General features: G+C 66.4%; 18 protein-coding genes. 8 read left to right on the top strand and 10 right to left on the bottom strand.

Annotated elements, in window-relative coordinates; translation table 11 throughout:
* Positions 1–29 precede the first annotated feature (29 nt).
* From BDW41_RS11470 to proC, 3 genes are all read right to left on the bottom strand, one after another.
* Entirely contained in the window at positions 30–2,102 is a 2,073-nt protein-coding gene (locus tag BDW41_RS11470; protein ID WP_074547905.1) for a M13 family metallopeptidase, read from the bottom strand.
* 105 nt (positions 2,103–2,207) lie between these two features.
* Positions 2,208–2,783: a YggT family protein gene (locus BDW41_RS11475; RefSeq protein WP_074547904.1), complete on the bottom strand. Its 576-nt coding sequence runs from the start codon at positions 2,781–2,783 to the stop codon at positions 2,208–2,210.
* Positions 2,780–3,604 carry a pyrroline-5-carboxylate reductase gene (proC, locus tag BDW41_RS11480; RefSeq protein WP_074547903.1) on the bottom strand — a complete coding sequence of 275 codons (825 nt, stop codon included), beginning with the start codon at positions 3,602–3,604 and terminating at the stop codon, positions 2,780–2,782. The genes BDW41_RS11475 and proC overlap by 4 nt, the downstream gene beginning before the upstream one ends.
* A 308-nt stretch (positions 3,605–3,912) precedes the next feature.
* Between proC and BDW41_RS11485 the strand changes: the two genes are divergently transcribed.
* Both BDW41_RS11485 and BDW41_RS11490 read left to right on the top strand, forming a co-directional pair.
* A complete protein-coding gene (locus BDW41_RS11485) occupies positions 3,913–4,953 on the top strand; it encodes a type IV pilus twitching motility protein PilT (RefSeq protein ID WP_074547902.1) in 1,041 nt (346 codons plus the stop codon).
* Positions 4,954–5,074: 121 nt separating this feature from the next.
* Positions 5,075–6,241: a PilT/PilU family type 4a pilus ATPase gene (locus tag BDW41_RS11490; protein ID WP_074547901.1), complete on the top strand. Its 1,167-nt coding sequence runs from the start codon at positions 5,075–5,077 to the stop codon at positions 6,239–6,241.
* 87 nt (positions 6,242–6,328) lie between these two features.
* Here the strand turns inward: BDW41_RS11490 and BDW41_RS11495 are convergent, their stop codons facing one another.
* Positions 6,329–6,754, bottom strand: coding sequence for a BON domain-containing protein (locus tag BDW41_RS11495; protein WP_074547900.1), 426 nt, complete (start codon positions 6,752–6,754; stop codon positions 6,329–6,331).
* Between the two features lie 418 nt (positions 6,755–7,172).
* On the opposite strand from BDW41_RS11495, the gene BDW41_RS11500 reads away from it, so the two are divergent.
* Positions 7,173–7,961 (top strand): hypothetical protein, encoded by a 789-nt coding sequence (locus BDW41_RS11500; RefSeq protein WP_233496847.1) that lies wholly within the window; start codon positions 7,173–7,175, stop codon positions 7,959–7,961.
* A 61-nt stretch (positions 7,962–8,022) separates the two neighbouring features.
* Positions 8,023–8,766: an MHYT domain-containing protein gene (locus BDW41_RS11505; protein WP_074547898.1), complete on the top strand. Its 744-nt coding sequence runs from the start codon at positions 8,023–8,025 to the stop codon at positions 8,764–8,766.
* 71 nt (positions 8,767–8,837) lie between these two features.
* Here the strand turns inward: BDW41_RS11505 and BDW41_RS11510 are convergent, their stop codons facing one another.
* The 6 genes from BDW41_RS11510 to gshB all read right to left on the bottom strand — a co-directional run bounded on the left by BDW41_RS11510 (position 8,838) and on the right by gshB (position 14,630).
* On the bottom strand, positions 8,838–10,601 hold the full coding sequence (locus BDW41_RS11510) for a hypothetical protein (RefSeq protein ID WP_074547897.1): 1,764 nt from the start codon (positions 10,599–10,601) through the stop codon (positions 8,838–8,840).
* Positions 10,602–10,713: 112 nt separating this feature from the next.
* Positions 10,714–11,640, bottom strand: coding sequence for an aspartate carbamoyltransferase catalytic subunit (locus BDW41_RS11515; protein WP_074547896.1), 927 nt, complete (start codon positions 11,638–11,640; stop codon positions 10,714–10,716).
* Positions 11,641–11,671: 31 nt separating this feature from the next.
* Positions 11,672–12,097 carry a Holliday junction resolvase RuvX gene (gene ruvX, locus BDW41_RS11520; RefSeq protein WP_074547895.1) on the bottom strand — a complete coding sequence of 142 codons (426 nt, stop codon included), beginning with the start codon at positions 12,095–12,097 and terminating at the stop codon, positions 11,672–11,674.
* Positions 12,094–12,669 (bottom strand): YqgE/AlgH family protein, encoded by a 576-nt coding sequence (locus BDW41_RS11525; protein WP_074547894.1) that lies wholly within the window; start codon positions 12,667–12,669, stop codon positions 12,094–12,096. Before BDW41_RS11525 ends, ruvX begins: the two co-directional genes overlap by 4 nt.
* Positions 12,670–12,786: 117 nt before the next feature.
* The gene (locus BDW41_RS11530) at positions 12,787–13,653 is read right to left on the bottom strand and encodes an energy transducer TonB (RefSeq protein WP_233496848.1); all 867 of its coding nucleotides are present in this window, start codon (positions 13,651–13,653) and stop codon (positions 12,787–12,789) included.
* Positions 13,650–14,630, bottom strand: a complete 981-nt coding sequence (gene gshB, locus BDW41_RS11535; protein WP_074547893.1) for a glutathione synthase — start codon at positions 14,628–14,630, stop codon at positions 13,650–13,652. Before gshB ends, BDW41_RS11530 begins: the two co-directional genes overlap by 4 nt.
* Positions 14,631–15,052: 422 nt before the next feature.
* On the opposite strand from gshB, the gene BDW41_RS11540 reads away from it, so the two are divergent.
* From BDW41_RS11540 to BDW41_RS11555, 4 genes are all read left to right on the top strand, one after another.
* Positions 15,053–15,454 carry a response regulator gene (locus tag BDW41_RS11540; protein WP_272942656.1) on the top strand — a complete coding sequence of 134 codons (402 nt, stop codon included), beginning with the start codon at positions 15,053–15,055 and terminating at the stop codon, positions 15,452–15,454.
* Between the two features lie 31 nt (positions 15,455–15,485).
* The gene (locus BDW41_RS11545; RefSeq protein ID WP_074547892.1) at positions 15,486–15,857 is read left to right on the top strand and encodes a response regulator; all 372 of its coding nucleotides are present in this window, start codon (positions 15,486–15,488) and stop codon (positions 15,855–15,857) included.
* 7 nt (positions 15,858–15,864) lie between these two features.
* Positions 15,865–16,404: a chemotaxis protein CheW gene (locus BDW41_RS11550; protein ID WP_074547891.1), complete on the top strand. Its 540-nt coding sequence runs from the start codon at positions 15,865–15,867 to the stop codon at positions 16,402–16,404.
* A gap of 115 nt (positions 16,405–16,519) precedes the next feature.
* Positions 16,520–18,550: a methyl-accepting chemotaxis protein gene (locus BDW41_RS11555; protein ID WP_074547890.1), complete on the top strand. Its 2,031-nt coding sequence runs from the start codon at positions 16,520–16,522 to the stop codon at positions 18,548–18,550.
* The last annotated feature ends 76 nt before the right edge of the window (positions 18,551–18,626 follow it).

The raw sequence follows: 18,626 nt of genomic DNA on the forward strand, positions 1-18,626 counted from the left end.
ATCTCCAGCCTCATCGCCATCCTCAGGACTTACCAGATCTTCACGCGCTGGTCTTCCGGCCGCCACATCGGCTGGCCCTGCTTCACGCCGAACGCCTCGTAGAAATCCGGCACGTTCGACAGCGGGCCGTTCACGCGCCACTTCGCGGGTGCGTGGACATCGGAAAGCAGGCCCGTGCGCAGCTTCTCGTCGCGTTCCTGCGACAGCCAGCCCAGCGCGTAGCCGAGGAAGAAGCGCTGCAGCGGCGTGTAGCCGGCGATCTTCTCGCCCCTCTGGTATTGCGCGGTTTTCTTGAACGCATCCAGGCCGATCATGATGCCGCCGAAGTCGGCGATGTTCTCGCCAAGGCTGGCCTGGCCGTTGATGTGCAGGCCGGGCAGGGGCTCATAGGCGTTGAACTGCTTCACCATCACGTCGGCGCGCTGCTTGAAGCGGGCGGCGTCTTCCTTGGTCCACCAGTCGGCCAGGTTGCCCTTGGCGTCGTACTGGCGGCCTTCGTCGTCGAAGCCGTGGGTGATTTCGTGGCCGATGGTGGAGGCGGCGACGTAGCCGTACACCACGGCGTCATCGATCTGATCGTCGGCGAAGCCCGGGATCATGAACTGCGCGGCAGGCAGCACGATCTCGTTGTTCGACGGGTTGTAGTACGCGTTGTAGGTCTGCGGCGTCATTTCCCATTCGGCGCGGTCCACCGGCTTGCCGAACTTGGAGATCATGTCTTCGATCTCCCAGCGCTTGGCGTTCATCATGTTCTGCGCGTACGACGCGCGGCCGATGGTGAGCGTGGAGTAGTCCTTCCACTTGTCCGGGTAGCCGACCTTCTTGGTGATGGCGGCGAGCTTTTCATGCGCCTTCGCCTTGGTGGCCGGGCTCATCCAGTCCAGCTTGTCGATGCGTTCGCCATAGGCCGTGCGCACGGCTTCCACCATCGCGTTGTAGCGCTGCTTGGCCGCGTCGGAGAAGTAATCCTTGACGTAGATGCGGCCCAGCACCATGCCCAGCGCCTGGTTTTCGGCGCGCAGCGCGCGCTTCCAGCGCGGCTTCTGCTGCGCCTGGCCGTTGAGCGTGCGGCCATAGAAGTCGAAGCTTTCGTTGTCGAAATCCTGGCTGAGGAAGCTGGCGTACGCGTCCACCAGATGCACGCGCAGGTAGTCGCGCACTACTGGCGTGGGCGTCTTCGCCAGCAGGGCCTGCAGGCCGCTGAAGAATTCCGGCTGGCCGACGATCACCGTGCCGGCGGGCAGCTTCCAGCCGGCGAGGCGCGCGTTCCACGCGATGGACGGCGTGTACTTCGTCGTCAGGTCGGCGGGCGCCATCTTGTGGTAATTCTTCTCGGGATCGCGCAGATCGGCGAGCGGGCGCGATACCTTGGCCAGCGCAGTCTCGAACGCCATCACCTGCTTCGCGCTGCTGGCGGCCTCGGCGTCGGGCTGGCCGAGCAGATGGAACACGCGCTGCAGGTGCGCGACATAGGCAGCGCGAACCTTGGCGACGCCGGCTTCCTTGTTGAAGTAGTAGTCGCGCTCCGGCAGGCCCAGGCCGCCCTGCCACAGGTGCACGGCCATCACGTCGCTCTGCTTCTCGTCCTGCGACACCTGGAAGTCGAAGAACGGATCGACGCCGATCAATTGCATGGCGAAGGCCGCGTCGAGCGCGGAGTTCACGTCATGCACGGCATCGATGCGCGCCAGTTCGTCCTTGAGCGGGGTGATGCCCAGCGTGTCCGCCTGGGCCTGGTCCATGGCCGTGATCCAGAAATCGCCGACCTTCTGTTCGTCGCTGCCGGGCTTGGCGGCCTTGTCCGCCGCGGCGTCCTCGCTGATCTTGCGCAGCTTGGCGTAAAGCTCGTCCTGCACGACCTGGCCGATGCCCCACGACGATTCCTCCGCCGGAATCGGATGGCTCTTCAGCCATGCGCCGTTGGCGAACTGGAAAAAGTCGACGCCAGGGTTCACCGAGGTATCGATGTGGTCGGCCACCACGTCGGGCTTCGTGGCGGTGAGCGCGGCGGCCGGAGCGGCGGCGTGGGCCGCGCCCACGGAGGCGGCGGCAAGGGCTAGCGCGAGCAGCCGGCGGCGCAGGGTGGGCGAAGTCGCGTTCATGCGGGTCTTATCTCCATGGGACAGGTCGGATACGGCGATGGGGCGTGCATGGCACGCCCCATCGGATGGGATATCGGAAGATTGCGCGGTGCGCGCCGGCCGTCCTCAGATGCCAAGCGCCAGCCGCGCGCCCAGGTCGGCCAGCGGCGACACCAGCAGCAGGCGCACCAGGATCAGCACGATCATCACCACCCACGGCGCGAAATCCAGACCGCCGGCGGTGAGCTTGCCGCGCAGCGGACGCAGCAGCGGATCCACCAGGGTGCCGGCCAGACGGTAGACCGGGTGATAGCCCTCGACCTGGAACAGGCTCATCAGCGACCAGATGAAGATCAGCACCACGTAGAACATGGCGATGAAGTCCAGCGTGTCGGCCACCGACAGCACCAGCAGCCCCGCCACGTGCGGGAACACGCCGAGCAGGGCGAACAGCACGATGCGCTTGATGAGCATCAGCAGCCACACCAGCAGCAGGGCAGCGACATTGATGCGACGCCAGTTCGGCAGCACGCGGCGGATCGGCGCCAGCACTACGTTGGTGGTGCGGTAGATGAACTGGCTCAGCGGATTGTGGAAGTCCGCGCGGCTGGCTTCGGCCAACAGGCGCAGCACGAACAGCGCGGCGGCGGCGCCGAAGGCCAGGTCGACGAGGAACGAAAGGGCGTTGACGAGGTAACTCACGATGGGTCGTCCAGTGCGGCAGCCAGCTCGGCGCCCCGGCGCGTGGCGGCGGCCACGGCGCGGGCGACGATCTGGTGGAAATGGTCGGCGGCAAGACTTTCGAGCGCGGCCTGCGTGGTGCCGTTGGGCGAGGTGACGCGCTGGCGCAGCACGCCGGGGTCCTCGCCGGTTTCGGTGAGCATGCGGCCGGCGCCCAGGCAGGTCTGCGCGGCCAGCGCGCGTGCGGTCTCGCGCGACATGCCCTGCGCGAAGGCGGCGTCTTCCAGCGCTTCCACCAGGGCAAAGAAGTAGGCCGGGCCGGAACCGGAGATGCCGGTGACGGTGTCGATCAGCGCTTCGTCATCCACCCAGCGCGTGATGCCCACGGCATCCATGATGTGTTGTGCCTGCGCCCGCTGTTCCGGGCTGACCCGGCGGTTGGCGAACAGGCCCGTGGCGCCCGCGCCGATCAACGCCGGGGTATTGGGCATGCAGCGCACGATGGCCAGGGCGTGGCCGAACCAGCGCTCCAACTGGTCGATGCGCACGCCGGCGGCGATGGAGATCAGCATCGGCCGCTGGCGGGCCAGCGTGTCGCGCAGTTCGGCGTGGATGGACGGCATGATCTGCGGCTTCACCGCCAGCACCAGCACGTCGGCCTCGGCCGCGGCCAGGCGGTTTTCCGCGTAGCAGGCGATGCCGTAGTCGCGGCCCAGCTCCTGCCGGGCCTCGGCCCGCGGCTCGGACACGGTGATGGACGAGGCGGCCACGCCGGTCTTGAGCAGGCCGCCGATCAGGCTGCGCGCCATGTTGCCGCCGCCGATGAAAGCGATACGAGTCATGCAGGAGCCTATCCTTACTATTGGGGGCTTACCTTACCGGAGCCGGGAGCGCGCGTCCCGTGGCGAAAGTGCCGCCCGCCGGGGCGCCTGGGGCGCAATCTTTCAACCTGGTCCGCAGTTTGCCGCTTACGGCCAAAGGAAAGACTGGTCGCCCGGCCCGCGCGGCGAGTAGTATCGGCCCGCTGCTTGGGGAACGGGGAACGGACCGGTCGAACGGCATGGCGCCCCGCGCGCCCCGTTGCCGCGTCCGGAGAAAACCCCGCCCCGGGCACGAGTCAGCCAGACGATAGGGTTCAAGGGGAAACCAGATGGATATCGCCGAACTGCTTGCCTTCTCGGTGAAGAACAAGGCCTCGGACTTGCATCTGTCCGCCGGCCTGCCGCCGATGATCCGCGTGGACGGCGACGTGCGCCGCATCAACATCCCCGCGCTCGACCACAAGCAGGTCCACTCGCTGATCTACGACATCATGTCGGACAAGCAGCGGCGCGACTACGAAGAATTCCTCGAGGTCGACTTCTCGTTCGAGATTCCCGGCCTGGCGCGCTTCCGCGTCAACGCGTTCAACCAGAACCGCGGCGCGGGCGGCGTGTTCCGTACCATTCCCTCCGAAGTGCTCACGCTGGAAGACCTGGCCGCGCCGGCCGTGTTCCGCGAGCTGATCGAGCAGCCGCAGGGCCTGATCCTGGTGACCGGGCCGACCGGTTCGGGCAAGTCGACCACGCTGGCGGCGATGGTCGACCACATCAACAAGAACGAATACGGCCACATCCTCACCATCGAGGATCCGATCGAATTCGTGCACACCTCGCAGAAGTGCCTGATCAACCAGCGCGAAGTGCACCGCGACACGCACGGCTTCAACGAGGCGCTGCGCTCGGCGCTGCGCGAGGACCCGGACTACGTGCTGGTGGGCGAGTTGCGCGACCTGGAAACCATCCGCCTGGCGCTGACGGCCGCGGAAACCGGACACCTGGTGTTCGGCACGCTGCATACCAGCTCGGCGGCCAAGACCATCGACCGCATCATCGACGTGTTCCCCGCCGGCGAAAAGCCGATGGTGCGCTCGATGCTGTCCGAATCGCTGCGCGCGGTGATTTCGCAGTCGCTGCTGAAGAAGGTCGGCGGCGGCCGTATCGCGGCGCACGAGATCATGGTGGGCATCCCCGCGATCCGTAACCTGATCCGCGAGGACAAGGTGGCGCAGATGTACTCGTCCATCCAGACCGGCCAGCAGTACGGCATGCAGACCCTGGACCAGAACCTGCAGGACCTGGTGAAGCGCGGCCTGGTGACGCGCCAGCAGGCGATGGGTTACGCGCGCAACAAGGACATTTTCAAAGGCTGATGCCTTTTGGGGGAATAGGGAATGGGGAATAGCAAAATCGTGCAGCGCCATCGCACGCCGCGAGATCCCGCTTTTCCTATTCTCTATTCCCTATTCTCGATTCCCTGTCCCGGAGGGACTTATGAGCGACTTCGATTTCACCTCCTTCCTCAAGTTGATGGTGCACAAGAAGGCGTCCGACCTGTTCATCACGGCGGGCGTGCCGCCATCGATGAAGGTGCAGGGGCGCGTGGTGCCGATCACGCAGAGCCCGCTGTCCGCGCAGCAGTCGCGCGACATGGTGCTCAACGTGATGACGCCCTCGCAGCGCGAGGAATTCGAAAAGACCCACGAATGCCAGTTCGCCATCTCGGCGCAGGGCGTGGGCCGCTTCCGCGTGTCGTGCTTCTACCAGCGCAACTGCGTGGGCATGGTGCTGCGCCGCATCGAGTCGAAGATCCCGACCATCGAGGAGCTCAGCCTGCCGCCGGTGATCAAGCAGCTGGCGATGACCAAGCGCGGCATCATCATCTTCGTGGGCGGCACCGGCACCGGTAAGTCCACCTCGCTGGCGTCGATGATCGGCTACCGCAACGCCAACTCGACCGGCCACATCATCACCATCGAGGACCCGATCGAATACGTGCACAAGCACGAGGGCTGCATCATCACGCAGCGCGAGCTGGGCATCGATACCGACAGCTGGGAAAACGCGCTGAAGAACACGCTGCGCCAGGCGCCGGACGTGATCATGATCGGCGAAGTGCGCACGCGCGAGACGATGGAGCACGCGATCAACTTCTCCGAAACCGGTCACCTGTGCCTGTGCACGCTGCATGCGAACAACGCCAACCAGGCGATGGACCGCATCCTGCACTTCTTCCCGGAAGACCGCCGCTCGCAGCTGTTCATGGACCTGTCGCTGAACCTCAAGGGCATCGTGGCGCAGCAGTTGATCCCCACGCCCGACGGCAAGGCGCGTCGCGTGGCGGTGGAAGTGCTGCTGGGCACGCCGCTGGTGCAGGACTACATCCGCCAGGGCGAGATCCACAAGCTCAAGGAAGTGATGAAGGAATCCACCAACCTGGGCATGAAGACCTTCGACCAGAGCCTGGTGGAGCTTTATCACGCCGGCGAGATCTCCTACGAAGACGCGCTGCGGCACGCGGACAGCTCCAACGAAGTGCGCCTGCGCATCAAGCTTGCCCAGGGCGGCGACGCGCACACGCTCTCGCAGGGCCTGGAGGGCGTGGAGATCGAGGAAACCAAGGATTCCTCGAACTTCGGCGGCGGGCTGCTGCGCCGCTGACGGCAAGCGCCAAGACATCGGCAAGAAGAAGGAGCCCGCGGGCTCCTTCTTCGTCTTTCATCGCCGCCCGCTGCGGCGCGCGTGAGCTTACTTGGCCGTGTCGCTGACCGTCAGGCCACTGGCATCGACGCTTTTCACACCCTTCACCTTCTTGGCGATCTGCGTGGCCTTGGTCTTTTCGGCCGCGCTGCTCGCCGTGCCGGTCAGGCTCACGGCGCCGTCCGTCGTGGAGACGGAGATGTCGCTGCTCTTGATGCCGCTGGTGCTGGCGAGCTCGGACTTCACCTTGGTGGTGATCCACGCATCGTTGGTGCGGCCGGGCACGGTCTCATTGCTCGTGCTGGTTTCTTTCTCCTGCATGGCCGCCTGCTGGGCCTGCTGCTGGGCCGCGGCGTTCTGGGCCTGTTGGGAGGCGGCGCTCTGGGCGGCAACCTGCGCGAACGGCATGGCCGAGAAGGCAGTTGCCAGGCCAACGGCAATCAGCGTCTTGCGAAACAGGTTGGTAGTGCGCATGGGGAATCTCCTGTAGTGGGGAAGCGCTGTCCTTGGTGGAGACAGGCGGAAGCCGCTCGTGCGGCATCCGCGACGCCATCCCAACAGCCCCGGCATGAATTGAAGATGGCTGCGACGTGAACCCGTTCAGCGCGTCATTACGCTTGGCAACGCGGCGTCATGGCAGCGTTGGAAGAGTGTTCGGATCGCGAACAGGCTCTAAGATCGAGCAAGGTGTGATGCGCATCACATAGCGCAGGTGAGAAAGCGTGAGTTTGCCGCTGTTTTGCAGGCTCATGCGTAGACGCTTTCGATACAAACGTGTCGCTACTGTGGGAACGATGTCGAAAAGCGACGCGGCGTCTTGTGAAATAGACGGCTATACGGCAAATTTGCAAAGCGAAGCACAGCATGTGCTGGCTTGATTTCGGGGGGAATCATGGCCGATCTGGAAGTCCGGGTCGTTTCCGAGCGTAGGGAAGGGCTCCTGGTGGAGCTGGGACGCGTGGTGACGGAGTACGGACACGTACTTGTCCGCCAGCGATTGGTGCAGGATGCGCAAGGCGCCTGCCTCACGCTGATCCTGCGCGGACCTGACGAGCGACAGCTGGCCCTGGAGGAAGCGCTAGGCACGCATCCGCGCGTGCTCAGCTTCGAATCGGTGCGCCCACAACTGGTGGACGATGCGCCGCCAGCGGTCGCCGCGGCGCCCTTGCCGGCGGCAGCGCCGGCCGCCGTTGCGCGCGCACCCGCGGCAGCGCAGGAGCAGGCGCCCATCACGGCAGGCGCCGACGTGGCGCGCGTCGAGCGGATGCTGCCCAATCTGGCCAGGGACTATCCGCGCATCTTTCCCTGGCTGATCAATCTCGATTACGCGGTGGCGGCCGAAGCGCGCGATGCATCGCTCTATCTTGCCGGCCGCCGCACGGGCGCATGGGTGTACAAGCGCGACTTCGCGCTGGGCGCAAAGCTGATGCTGGCCGATGCGGTCCGCCGCATTGCGTTGCCTGCCTTGCGCGTACTGGTGACGGTGGAGCATCACGACAACCAGTTGCATGTGCGCGGCTGTCCGCTGTGCCAGCCCGGTGGCGTATCCGGCGGCCGCTTCTTCTGCGGTTTCATCGAGGGCCTGCTCGCCGAATCGGTGGATTCGCGTGCGGTGTTCACGCGCGAAACCAGTTGCCACAGCCATGGCGCGGCCATGTGCGTGTTCGACATATCCCACTGATCGTCGCCAAGGGAAGACGGCGGTGATGGCTGGGCGTCCGTAGCCAACGAAGGGGAGCAACATGCAAGACATGCATCAGCATTACAACGGAGTGCTGGTCGGGTTGTCGTATGCCGTCTCGGTGCTGGGGTCGTTCACGGCGTTGCAGTTCGCCCTGGGCATTCCGCTGGCGCAGAACGCCAGGCAGCGTTGGGGCGCCATTCTCGCGGCGGGTACGGCGATGGGTGGTGGCGCCATCTGGGCCATGCACTTCATCGCCATGCTTGCGTGCAACATGGGTACGCAGGTGACGTACGACGTGCTGCTGACGGCGGCATCGGCGGTGCTGGCGATCGTCGCCTGCTCGCTGGGGCTGGCGATCGTCGGTACCGGCGCATTCCGCTTCATCAACCTGCTGTTCGCCGGCGTGCTGATGGGCCTGGGCGTGGCCGGCATGCATTACCTGGGCATGGCGGCCATGCTGTCGTCGGCGTGGGTGTCCTATGACGGCGGCATCGTGGCCTTGTCGGTGGCCATCGCCATCGTGGCCTCGATGGCCGCGCTGTGGCTGGCCTTCAATCTGCGTGGCAAGCTGCAGATGCTGGGCAGCGCGCTGGTGATGGGTGTTGCGGTGTGCGGCATGCACTACACCGGCATGTTGGCCCTGGAACTGACCCAGGGCGATACCGTGCCGGCCGGCTTCGAGCATGGCCTGCAGGGCGAGCATCTGGGCCTGGCGATTTTCGTGGTGGTCGTGGTGTTGCTGGCCGTTGCGCTGGGGCTGAGCATTGTGCGGCAGCAGCGGCGCGCCGCACTTTCGATCTGAGCTGGCGATCATCGCGCAAAAAAACGGGGCGCCCATGGCGCCCCGTTTTTTGTCCATCGCGTAGCGAGGGCTTACTTCAGTTCGGTCTGGCTGGTGATCACCAGGCCGTCGCTGGTCATGCGCAGGTCGCCGTTGAGCGACTTGATGCGCGCGGCCTGAGTTTCCATCGACGCGAACTGCGCCTTCGAGCGTTCGGCCGTCGCCTTGGCGGTGGCCTGCGCCTGCGGATCGTCGGACTGCGCCTCGGCGGTGAGTTCGGCGATGTGCTCGGCCTTCTGCGCCATGGCCTTGACCCAGGCCTGGTACATCTCGCCGCTCAGGCTCAGGCGGCCCAGGCGACCGGCGTCGCCGGCGGCGGCGTTGAGCAGCTCGCCCATCTTCACTTCCTCGCCCTGGCCCACGGCCAGCGCCAGCGACTTCGGACCCATCGCGGCCCACACCGGCGCACCCAGCGGCGCGGTGAGTTCCGGCGGCAGCGCGACGGGCTTGCCGTCGGGCGTGAGCTTGAGCTGCTGCAGGCCCGAGGAGGCCATCTGCGCCATGGCGACGAGGCCCGCCGGGTTGGAGGTGCCGATCAGGATGCGGCCGCTGAACTTCGGCAGGGTGTCGTTGCTGCCGGCGTCGAAGCTGTCCAGCGCCACGCGCACGCCGAGCAGGTCGCCAACCGGCGGCACGGCCGCCTGCTGGGACATCAGGCCGATCTTGGTGAAGCCCTCGTTGAGCTCATTGAGCGACGGGCAGGTGAACGGCTTCGCGGCGACGGCATCCGCCTGCGCGCTCCAGAAGGGACGCAGCTGGGCGATGGGCAGGGCCACGCTGATGTCGAACGGCGCGGTGCCGGCGGCGCCCAGGCCGGGCAGCTCCACCTTCATGCCGCTGAAGGCCTTGGTGATGTCGTCGGCCAGGGCCACGTCCCAGCGGATGTCCTGGTGCTTCTCGTCGAGCTTGGTGTAGCCGAAGCTGATCGCCGGCACGCGCGAGGCGATGCGGGTGGCATCGGCTTCGCAGGCGGGCGACACCTGCAGTTGATTGGCCACCGGTTCGCCGGTCTTGGCCGATTCCGTTTCGGCGCGGGCCTTGATCAGCGCGTTGAACAACGGGTCCTTGCCGCTGGCCGCCAGCGGCAGCAGGCGGGCCAGGTCGACCTGGCCGATGGCCCAGGGCTGGTAGTCCTTCGCCTTGGCGAGCTTGTCGAGGCGGCCGTCGTCCTGGATGTTCTTTTCCGGACGGTCGAGGCCAAAGGCCAGGCGCAGCGTGGCTTCCGGCGCGTCGGCCGGCAGCATGGCCGCCACGGCCTGCTTGCCGACCTCGGCCAGCACGATCTGCACGCCGGCATCGGCGGAGACGTGCTTGCGGTAGCTCTGGCCACCCACGGTGGCGGTGTCGAACGGCTTGCCGTAGGCGGCTTCAAGACGGCCGACGAAGGCGTCGAAGGCCTTGGGGTCGGTCAGCTCGAAGCGCGCCACCGGGGAAAGGCCCAGGCCGTAGAAGGCCGAGCGGCCCTTGATGTTGAGGCCCGCGTTCTGCGCGAACTGTTCGATGGTCTTGCCATCCAGCTCGGCGATGACGGCCTTGAGCAGGCGGGAAAGATCGGGATCCTTCTCGGCCATGTCGTCGGCGGTGGAACGCAGCTGGGTCAGCTCCGACGGCAGCTGGGCATCGGCCTGGGCCAGCAGCGCCTTGCGCGTGTCGTCGTCGAGCACGTCCAGGTTGGCCACCACGTACGGCGTGTCGGCCGGCACGAAGGCGAGGGGCGCGTCCTTGTCCTTGTGATGGCATGCAGCCAGCAGCACGCCGGCAAGGCCCAGCGCAGCAATGCGCGTCGTCGATCGCATGTCTAATCCCTTGAGTGAGGTGATGTTGCGCCGCGCATTATGCCTGCATTTGTGACATGCCGCGGTGCGGCACGGCGCGCCGGTACGGCCGGCGCCGGCCGCGGGTGCCGGCTCAGCGGCCCAGCACCTCGGCAAGCACCGCCATGCGCACGAACACGCCGTTGCCGACCTGTTCCAGGATGCGCGACTGCGCGCCGTCCGCCACTTCCGGGGCGATCTCGATGCCGCGGTTGAGCGGACCCGGGTGCATCACCAGGGCGCCCCGGGCGGCGCGGGCCAGGCGGGGGTTGTCCAGGCCGTAGCGGCTGAAATAGGCGGCCTCGTCCGGCAGGTCGGTCGCGGCCATGCGCTCCTTCTGCAGGCGCAGCATGATGATCACGTCGGCGCCCTCGACGGCGGCGTCGAAGTCGTCGGTGAGCACGCAGCCGGGAAATTCCGACGGTTCCGGCATCAGCGCCTGCGGCGAGCACAGGCGGATCTCCTTCACGCCCATCGCCTTGAGCGCATGCACGTCCGAGCGCGCCACGCGCGAGTGCTTGACGTCGCCGCAGATGACCACGGTGAGCTGGCGGAAGTCCGGGCGGTGCTGGCGGATGGTCAGCACGTCGAGCAGGCCCTGGGTGGGATGCGCGCGGTTGCCGTCGCCGGCATTGATCACCGACACGCCGCTCATGGCGTGGCGCACCAGTTCTTCGGGCGTGCCCGACACCTTGTGGCGCACCACGATGGCGTCCAGGTGCATCGCCTCCAGCGTGTGCAGCGTGTCGAACAGCGCCTCGCCCTTGCTGGTGGAGGAGAAGCCGATGTCGAAGTTGATGACGTCGGCGCCCAGCCGGCGGGCGGCCAGCTCGAACGAGGTACGCGTGCGCGTCGAGGGTTCGAAGAACAGGTTGAGGATGGTGCGGCCGGAAAGCAGGTCCAGCTTGCGCGTGCCGTGCGCGCAGCTGTCGCGCATGAACTCCGCACGGTCGAGCAGGCGCTCGATGGTCTCGCGGGGCAGGTGTTCCAGGGTGGTGAGGTGGCGCAGGCGAGAGCTCATGGCGGGCGGAGGTCCGGTCGGGAGTGTCGTGTCAGTGGTCGGCGGAAGCGAGCCATCGTTCCAGGATGACCGCGGCGGCCTCCGCGTCGATGGCGGCGGCGTCGCGTTTCTTCTTCAGTCCGGCGGCGCGTGCGCTGGCGAAGCGTTGCGCTGCTTCCTGCGAGCTGTAGCGCTCGTCCGTCAGCACCACGGGAAGCTTGTAGCGCTCGGCGATCTTGTTGGCGAAACGGCGCGCGCCCTTGCTGGCGGGTTGTTCCTCGCCGTCGAGCGTCAGCGGCAGGCCGACCACCAGCGTGTCGGGCTGCCACTCCTTGTGCAGGGCGTCGATCCTGGACCAGTCCGGATCGCCATCGCGCACGGCGACGGCGGCGAGGCCGCGGGCGCTGCTGGTGAATCGATTGCCGACGGCGACGCCGATCAGCCGGCTGCCCACGTCGAAGCCGAACACGCAGCTCATGCGTGCCCTGCGTAGCCAGGCAGCTGCAGCGGGTCGACGCCGACCAGGCCGGCGGCGGCGCTCCAGCGTTCCTCCAGCGGGGTGTGGAACACCACGCGTTCGCTCGCGTCGGCGGTGAGCCAGGTGTTGTCCTTCAGCTCCTGCTCGAGCTGGCCGGCGCTCCAGCCCGCGTAGCCCAGCGCCATCATGGCGAGGCGCGGACCTTCGCCGTGCGCCATGGCGATGAGGATGTCGCGCGAGGTGGTCACCGACCACTCGTCGTTGATGCGGTAGCTCGATTCCCAATGGCCGGGTTCGCGGTGCAGCACGAAGCCGCGTTCCTGCTGCACGGGGCCGCCGATCAGCACCGGCGCATCGGCCAGTTCGAGATCGCTGCATTCGAGCTTCATCTGCGCGAGCACGTCGCCCAGGCGGTATTCGGAAAGCTGGTTCACCAGCAGGCCGACGGCGCCGTCCTCGTCGTGCTGGCAGATGAAAGCCACGCCGCGCGAGAACGGCGGCTCGGCCAGACTGGGCATGGCGATCAGGAACTGACCGGCGAGGGAAGACGCTTGGGGTCGGGGAGCAGGCATGGGGGCATTGTAAGCCCTGGGAGCTTGGGAGCGAGAAATGAGTGAAGAGGAGCGGGAAGTGAGAGAAAGGCGGGCCGCTCTTCTCTCGTTTCTCACTTCTCCTTCACTCGCTCCTGCTCACTTGCTGTGCAGCGTGTCGTTGGGCATGAACTGCCAGGTGCGCGTGATGTTCAACTCGTCGATCCGCTCCTTGTCGGGCGGCAGGGCGGGGAACGGTGCGGCAAGGCGCACGATGCGCTGCGCGGCGGCGTCCAGCAGCGGCTGGCCCGAGCTTTGCACCACTTCGATGCCTTTCACGGAGCCGTCGCGGTTGAGCGTCACCGTCATCAGCACGTCGCCGTGCAGGCCGCGGCGGCGGGCCTCGTTGGGGTAGTTGAGGTTGCCCACGCGTTCCACCCGGTCCACCCAGCCGCGCATGTACGCGGCGTAGACGTATTCCTTGGTGTTGGACGAGATGAATTTCTTCCTCGGGCGCTTGGCGTACTGCTCGCTGCGGTCACGCACCTCGGCGGCCAGCTGGGCCATTTCCTGCTGGCGCTTCACCTCGTCGGGCGAGGGGGGAAGATCCTGCGGCGTCTGCTCCAGCTTCGCGCTGTCGGTGCTGACGCTGTAATGGCTGTTGCCGGTGGTGGTGAGCAGCTTGTCGTCGGTGGCTTCCTGCGGGCGCGGCGCGCTGGCCTGCACGGGCTGCGGCGCCACGCCATTCGATGGGCGGGGCAACGCGCCCGATACCGGCTGGGAGGGCCGGGCGGCCTTGTCGCTTTCGCCGCCGCCGCTGTTGTTGGCCTGGGCGAGGAAGTCCGCCTTGTCCGGCGCCTCGCGGTTGGCCACGTCCACCAGGGTCACGTCCAGCGTGGGCAGGCTGGGCTTGGCTTTCACGTAGGTGAAGGTAATGCCGAGGATCACCACGCCATGCAGCAGCAGCGAGAAAAGCATGGTGGCGCCGAACATGTCGGCGCTGGTGCGGACAGCAGGTTGGCTCACGCAGCGCGGGTTCCGGTGGTTCGTTTCTGCTCGACGACGTCGAAGAGCTGACCGGCAATATTAAGCCCGAATTGGGCATCCAGTTCGCGCACACACGTCGGCGATGTGACGTTGATCTCGGTGAGGTAGTCGCCGATCACGTCCAGGCCCACGAACAGCAGCCCCCGCCGTCGCAGCTCCGGCGCCACCTGCGAGACGATCCAGCGGTCGCGCTCGCTGAGCGGCACGCCCACGCCGCGGCCGCCGGCCGCCAGATTGCCGCGGAAGTCGCTGCCCTGCGGGATGCGGGCCAGCGCGTAGGGCACCGGTTCGCCGTCCACCACCAGGATGCGCTTGTCGCCGGCGGTGATCTCCGGGATGAACTTCTGCGCCATGGTGAACTGCCTGTGCTCGCCCTTGGGGCCGGCCGCGATCAGGGTTTCCAGCATGGAATTGAGGTTGCTGTCCCCGGCCTTCACCCGGAAGATGCCGCGCCCGCCCATGCCGTCCAGCGGCTTGAGCACCACCTCGCCATGGGTCGCCACGAAGGCGCGCAGCTCCGCCGCGTCGCGACTCACCAGGGTCGGCGCCATGCATTGCGGGAAGTGCATGGCGAACAGTTTTTCGTTGCAGTCGCGCAGGGCCTGGGGCCGGTTCACCACGGCCACCCCGGCGCGCTCGGCCAGCTCGGCCACCATGGTGTCGTAGATGAACTGCGGGTCCACCGGCGGGTCCTTGCGCATCAGCAGCACGTCCATGCCGCGCAGGTCGCGCCACTCGGGCTCGCCCAGGATGTACCAGCCGGCCGGATCGTCCCGCACGGAGAGCGGCGCCAGGCGGGCCCAGGGCTCGCCGTTGCGGGCGGCCAGGTCGCCCTGTTCCAGGTAGAACAGCTCGTGGCCGCGGCGCTGGGCTTCCAGCAGCATGGCGAAGGTGGTGTCCTTGGCGATCTTGATCGAGCCGATCGGGTCCATCAGTACGGCGACCTTGAGGGCCATCGTCATTCTCCGGTAGCAGTGCATGTTCACTATCCGCGGCCGGCATCGGCCGGGCGGCGGCAGGGCAGTGTATGTCGTCCGAAGGCGGGAGATTGCGTTGATCAGTCCATCGATCAAGAGGTTTCCCGAAGGTGCCGGATCGCCGGGATTGTCTCCGCAGGGAAACGTTGCCGATCAGCCCCAGCATCGGCCGCCCAGGGAGCCGGACCGTTCGATTCAATGACGTAGAGCGCTTTACCTAAGATTTCAGCTTGACGTCACGCCGGGCAGGCGGTAAACAGCAACGCACGAGTGCCTGCCGGCTGAACGATCGCCGTACGTCGTCTCGACGCACGGTTTTGTATCTTCATTTGGGACCGCTAGCCCAGTGGTTGGCGGTCGCATGGTTTACCTGAGCCAGGGGCGGGTCGCAGGGGGGTGTTGTGAACTTGAACATAAGTGGAAATGGCCTGGCCGGCCTCAAGGTCATGGTTATCGACGACTCGAAAACCATCCGTCGTACCGCCGAAACCTTGCTGAAGAAAGAAGGTTGCGACGTGCTCACGGCGGTGGACGGATTCGAGGCGCTCGCCAAAATCTCCGACCAGAAGCCAGCGATCATCTTCGTCGACATCATGATGCCGCGCCTCGACGGCTATCAGACGTGCGCGCTGATCAAGAACAATCCGCAGTTCCGCGGCACGCCCGTGATCATGCTCAGCTCCAAGGACGGCCTGTTCGACAAGGCGCGCGGGCGCATCGTGGGCGCGGAACAATATTTGACCAAGCCGTTCACGCGCGATGAGCTGCTTGGTGCCATCCATCGACATGTCGTTACGGTTTAAATCCGACGACTACAGGATCTGAGGGGGGCCTGTGGCCAATATTCTCATCATCGACGACTCGCCGACGGACGTGCGCGTGTTCACCACGCTGCTCGAGCGCGCGGGTTATCAAGTGGACTCCATCGGCAATGCCGAAGAGGGCATCGAACGCGTGCGCGCGAAGAAGCCCGACCTGGTCATCATGGACGTCATCATGCCCGGCATGAATGGCTTCCAGGCCACGCGCACGCTCACGCGCGACCCGGTGACCTCCGGCATTCCGATCGTCATGATCACCACCAAGTCGATGGAGACGGACCGCGTGTGGGGCCTGCGCCAGGGTGCGCGCGCCTTCATCACCAAGCCGGTCAACGAAAAAGACTTGCTGGCCTGCATCAACGACCTGCTGCCCAACGCGGCATGAGGCGAGCATGAGCCAGACCGTCTCGCTCTCGCCGTTTGAAATCCTGGCCCGTTACGAACGTCTTTCGCTCGCGCATGCCTCCGGCACGCCGGAAAAGCTCGAAGCGCCCGGCCTCTGGCGAGGCATCGGCTATCGCGCCGGCAGCCGCCTGTTCGTCAGCGGCATCGACGAGATCAGCGAACTGCTGGCGGTTCCCGCGCTGACGCCGGTGCCCGGTACGCAGCCGTGGCTGCTCGGCGTGGCGAACGTGCGCGGCAACCTGGTGCCGGTCATCGACCTGGCGCGTTTCCTGTTTGGCGAGCGCACGCAGTCCACCGAACGCACCCGACTGCTCGTGGTGCGCCAGGGTGCCGGCAGCGTGGCGCTGATGGTGGATGAAGTGTTCGGGCAGCGAACGGTGGACGCCGAACAGCGCCGCCAGGCCGAACAGGAAGAAGATCCGCGTTTGACGCGTTTCGTGGACGATCGCGTAGGCGAACCACGGCTGGCTGTGTTCAGTATGGGCAAGCTGGTCCGTGCGCCGGACTTCCGTCAGGCCGCGGCCTGACGCAACGGTTGAACGATAAGTAGGACCGGCGCTGCTCCAAGGCCGGAATCAGGGCGATGATCCGACGCCTCCGCCGGCAAGGGCGGCGAGGCGTAGAAGGGCGAGGTGAACTTGCATGAGCACTACAGGGGGCATGGGCAAGGAGCGGGGCTATACAGGCCTCATCATTGCGCTGGTCATTGCGTTCGGTTTCACGGGTGTCGACTTCGCCATGCTGACCTTGCGAGGCCGCGAGGACGCGCAGGCGACGGGGCTGACCACCCAGATCCAGGTGTTGTCGCAGCAGACGGCCAAGCTGGCGCTGGAAGCGGCGGACGGTAACGTCGACTCCTTCAAGGAGCTCGAGACCAACCGCAACACCATCGACTCGGCCATCCAGCGCCTCAACAAGGGCGATGCGAAGGGCGGCATGAAGCCCTACGCCGACAACAACGCCACCCCGGCCGGCCGTGCCGTGAGCGCGCTCAGCAACGCCTGGGGCCAGCTCGACGCGGACATCGGCAAGATCCTCTCCAACAAGGCACTGGTGGTGGATTCGGCGCAGCGCGCCGGCACCCTGGGCCGCGAGTTGCCGTTGCTGAATTCCAGCATGGAGCAGGTGGTGAACATCCTGCAGCAGCGCGGCGGCAGCGCGGAGCAGACCTACACCTCCGCCCGCCAGATGGTGCTGGCTGACCGAATGATCCGCCGCGTGCAGGAAGTGCTGCAGGGCGGCGACGCCTCGCAGCCGGCCGCCGACGGCCTGGCCCGCGACGGCCAGCTCTACGGTTCAGTGCTCAAGGGCCTGCTCGAAGGCAACACCGAAGTGGGCGTGCGCGCCATGGGCGATGCCAACGCGCGCAAGATCCTCACCGACATGCAGACTCAGTGGGACAACCTGCAGGATCCGGTGGGCAAGCTGGTCAGCGCGGCGGGCAACCTCAGCGACGTGAAGCGCGCCGGCAACCAGGCCTCGCTCGACTCGCAGAACGTGCTGCTGCGCGCGAACGAACTGGCCGACCAGGTCAGCAAGCTGCCGACCCGCCGCCTGTTCCCCAACCTGTGGTGGGGCGTGCTCGGCGCGATCGGCGCGGCCGCGTTCCTCGCCGTCCTCGTGGTGCAGCTGATCGCCGACCAGCGCCGCCGCTTCCAGGAGTCGACCGAACTCAACCAGCGCAACCAGGAGGCCATCATGCGCCTGCTGGACGAAATGGGTTCGCTCGCCGAAGGTGACCTGACCGTCAAGACCACCGTGACCGAAGACATCACGGGCGCCATCGCCGACTCGGTGAACTACGCCATCGACGAGTTGCGCACCCTGGTGACGACGATCAACGAGACGTCCGAGCAGGTGTCGTCCTCTGCCCAGGAAACGCAGACCACCGCGCGCCACCTGGCCGAGTCCGCGCAGAACCAGGCGCAACGCATCAGCACGGCGACCACCGCGATCAACCAGATCGCCAGCCTGATGGATACGGTGTCCAAGGACTCGGCCGAGTCCGCCGACGTGGCCGAGCGCTCGGTGCAGATCGCATCGCGCGGCGCCGAAGTGGTGCGCGAGACCATCTCGGGCATGGACTCCATCCGCGACCAGATCCAGGAAACCTCCAAGCGCATCAAGCGACTGGGCGAATCCTCGCAGGAGATCGGCTCCATCGTGGAACTGATCAACGACATTGCCGAGCAGACCAACATCCTCGCCTTGAACGCAGCCATCCAGGCGGCGTCGGCGGGTGAGGCGGGCCGCGGCTTCGCGGTCGTGGCGGACGAAGTGCAGCGCCTCGCGGAACGCTCCGCGAGCGCGACGAAGCGAATCGAGACGCTGGTACAGACCATTCAGTCCGATACCAACGAAGCGGTGAACTCGATGGAGCAGACCACCGCGGAAGTGGTGGCCGGTGCACGCCTCGCGGAAGACGCGGGCAGCGCGCTGGGCGACATCGAGCGCGTGTCGCACGACTTGTCGGCGCTGATTCAGAACATCTCGACCCAGGCGCGCCAGCAGTCCACCGCGGCCACCGATATTTCGGTGTCGATGAATGCGATCCAGGAAATCACCTCGCAGACCTCGCAGGGCGCGAGCCAGACGGCCGACTCCATCGGTTACCTGGCCCAGCTCGCAAGCGACCTGCGCCGTTCGGTGGCGCACTTCAAGCTGCCGGGTTGAGTGAGTAGTTGGCTGATAACGATTTTCACGGGGGGCAACCTCGCCGGTTGCGTGACAAACCGTTACGTGGCTGCTG

This window comes from Dyella sp. AtDHG13 (genome assembly GCF_003201105.1).
Lineage (GTDB): Bacteria > Pseudomonadota > Gammaproteobacteria > Xanthomonadales > Rhodanobacteraceae > Dyella > Dyella jiangningensis_B.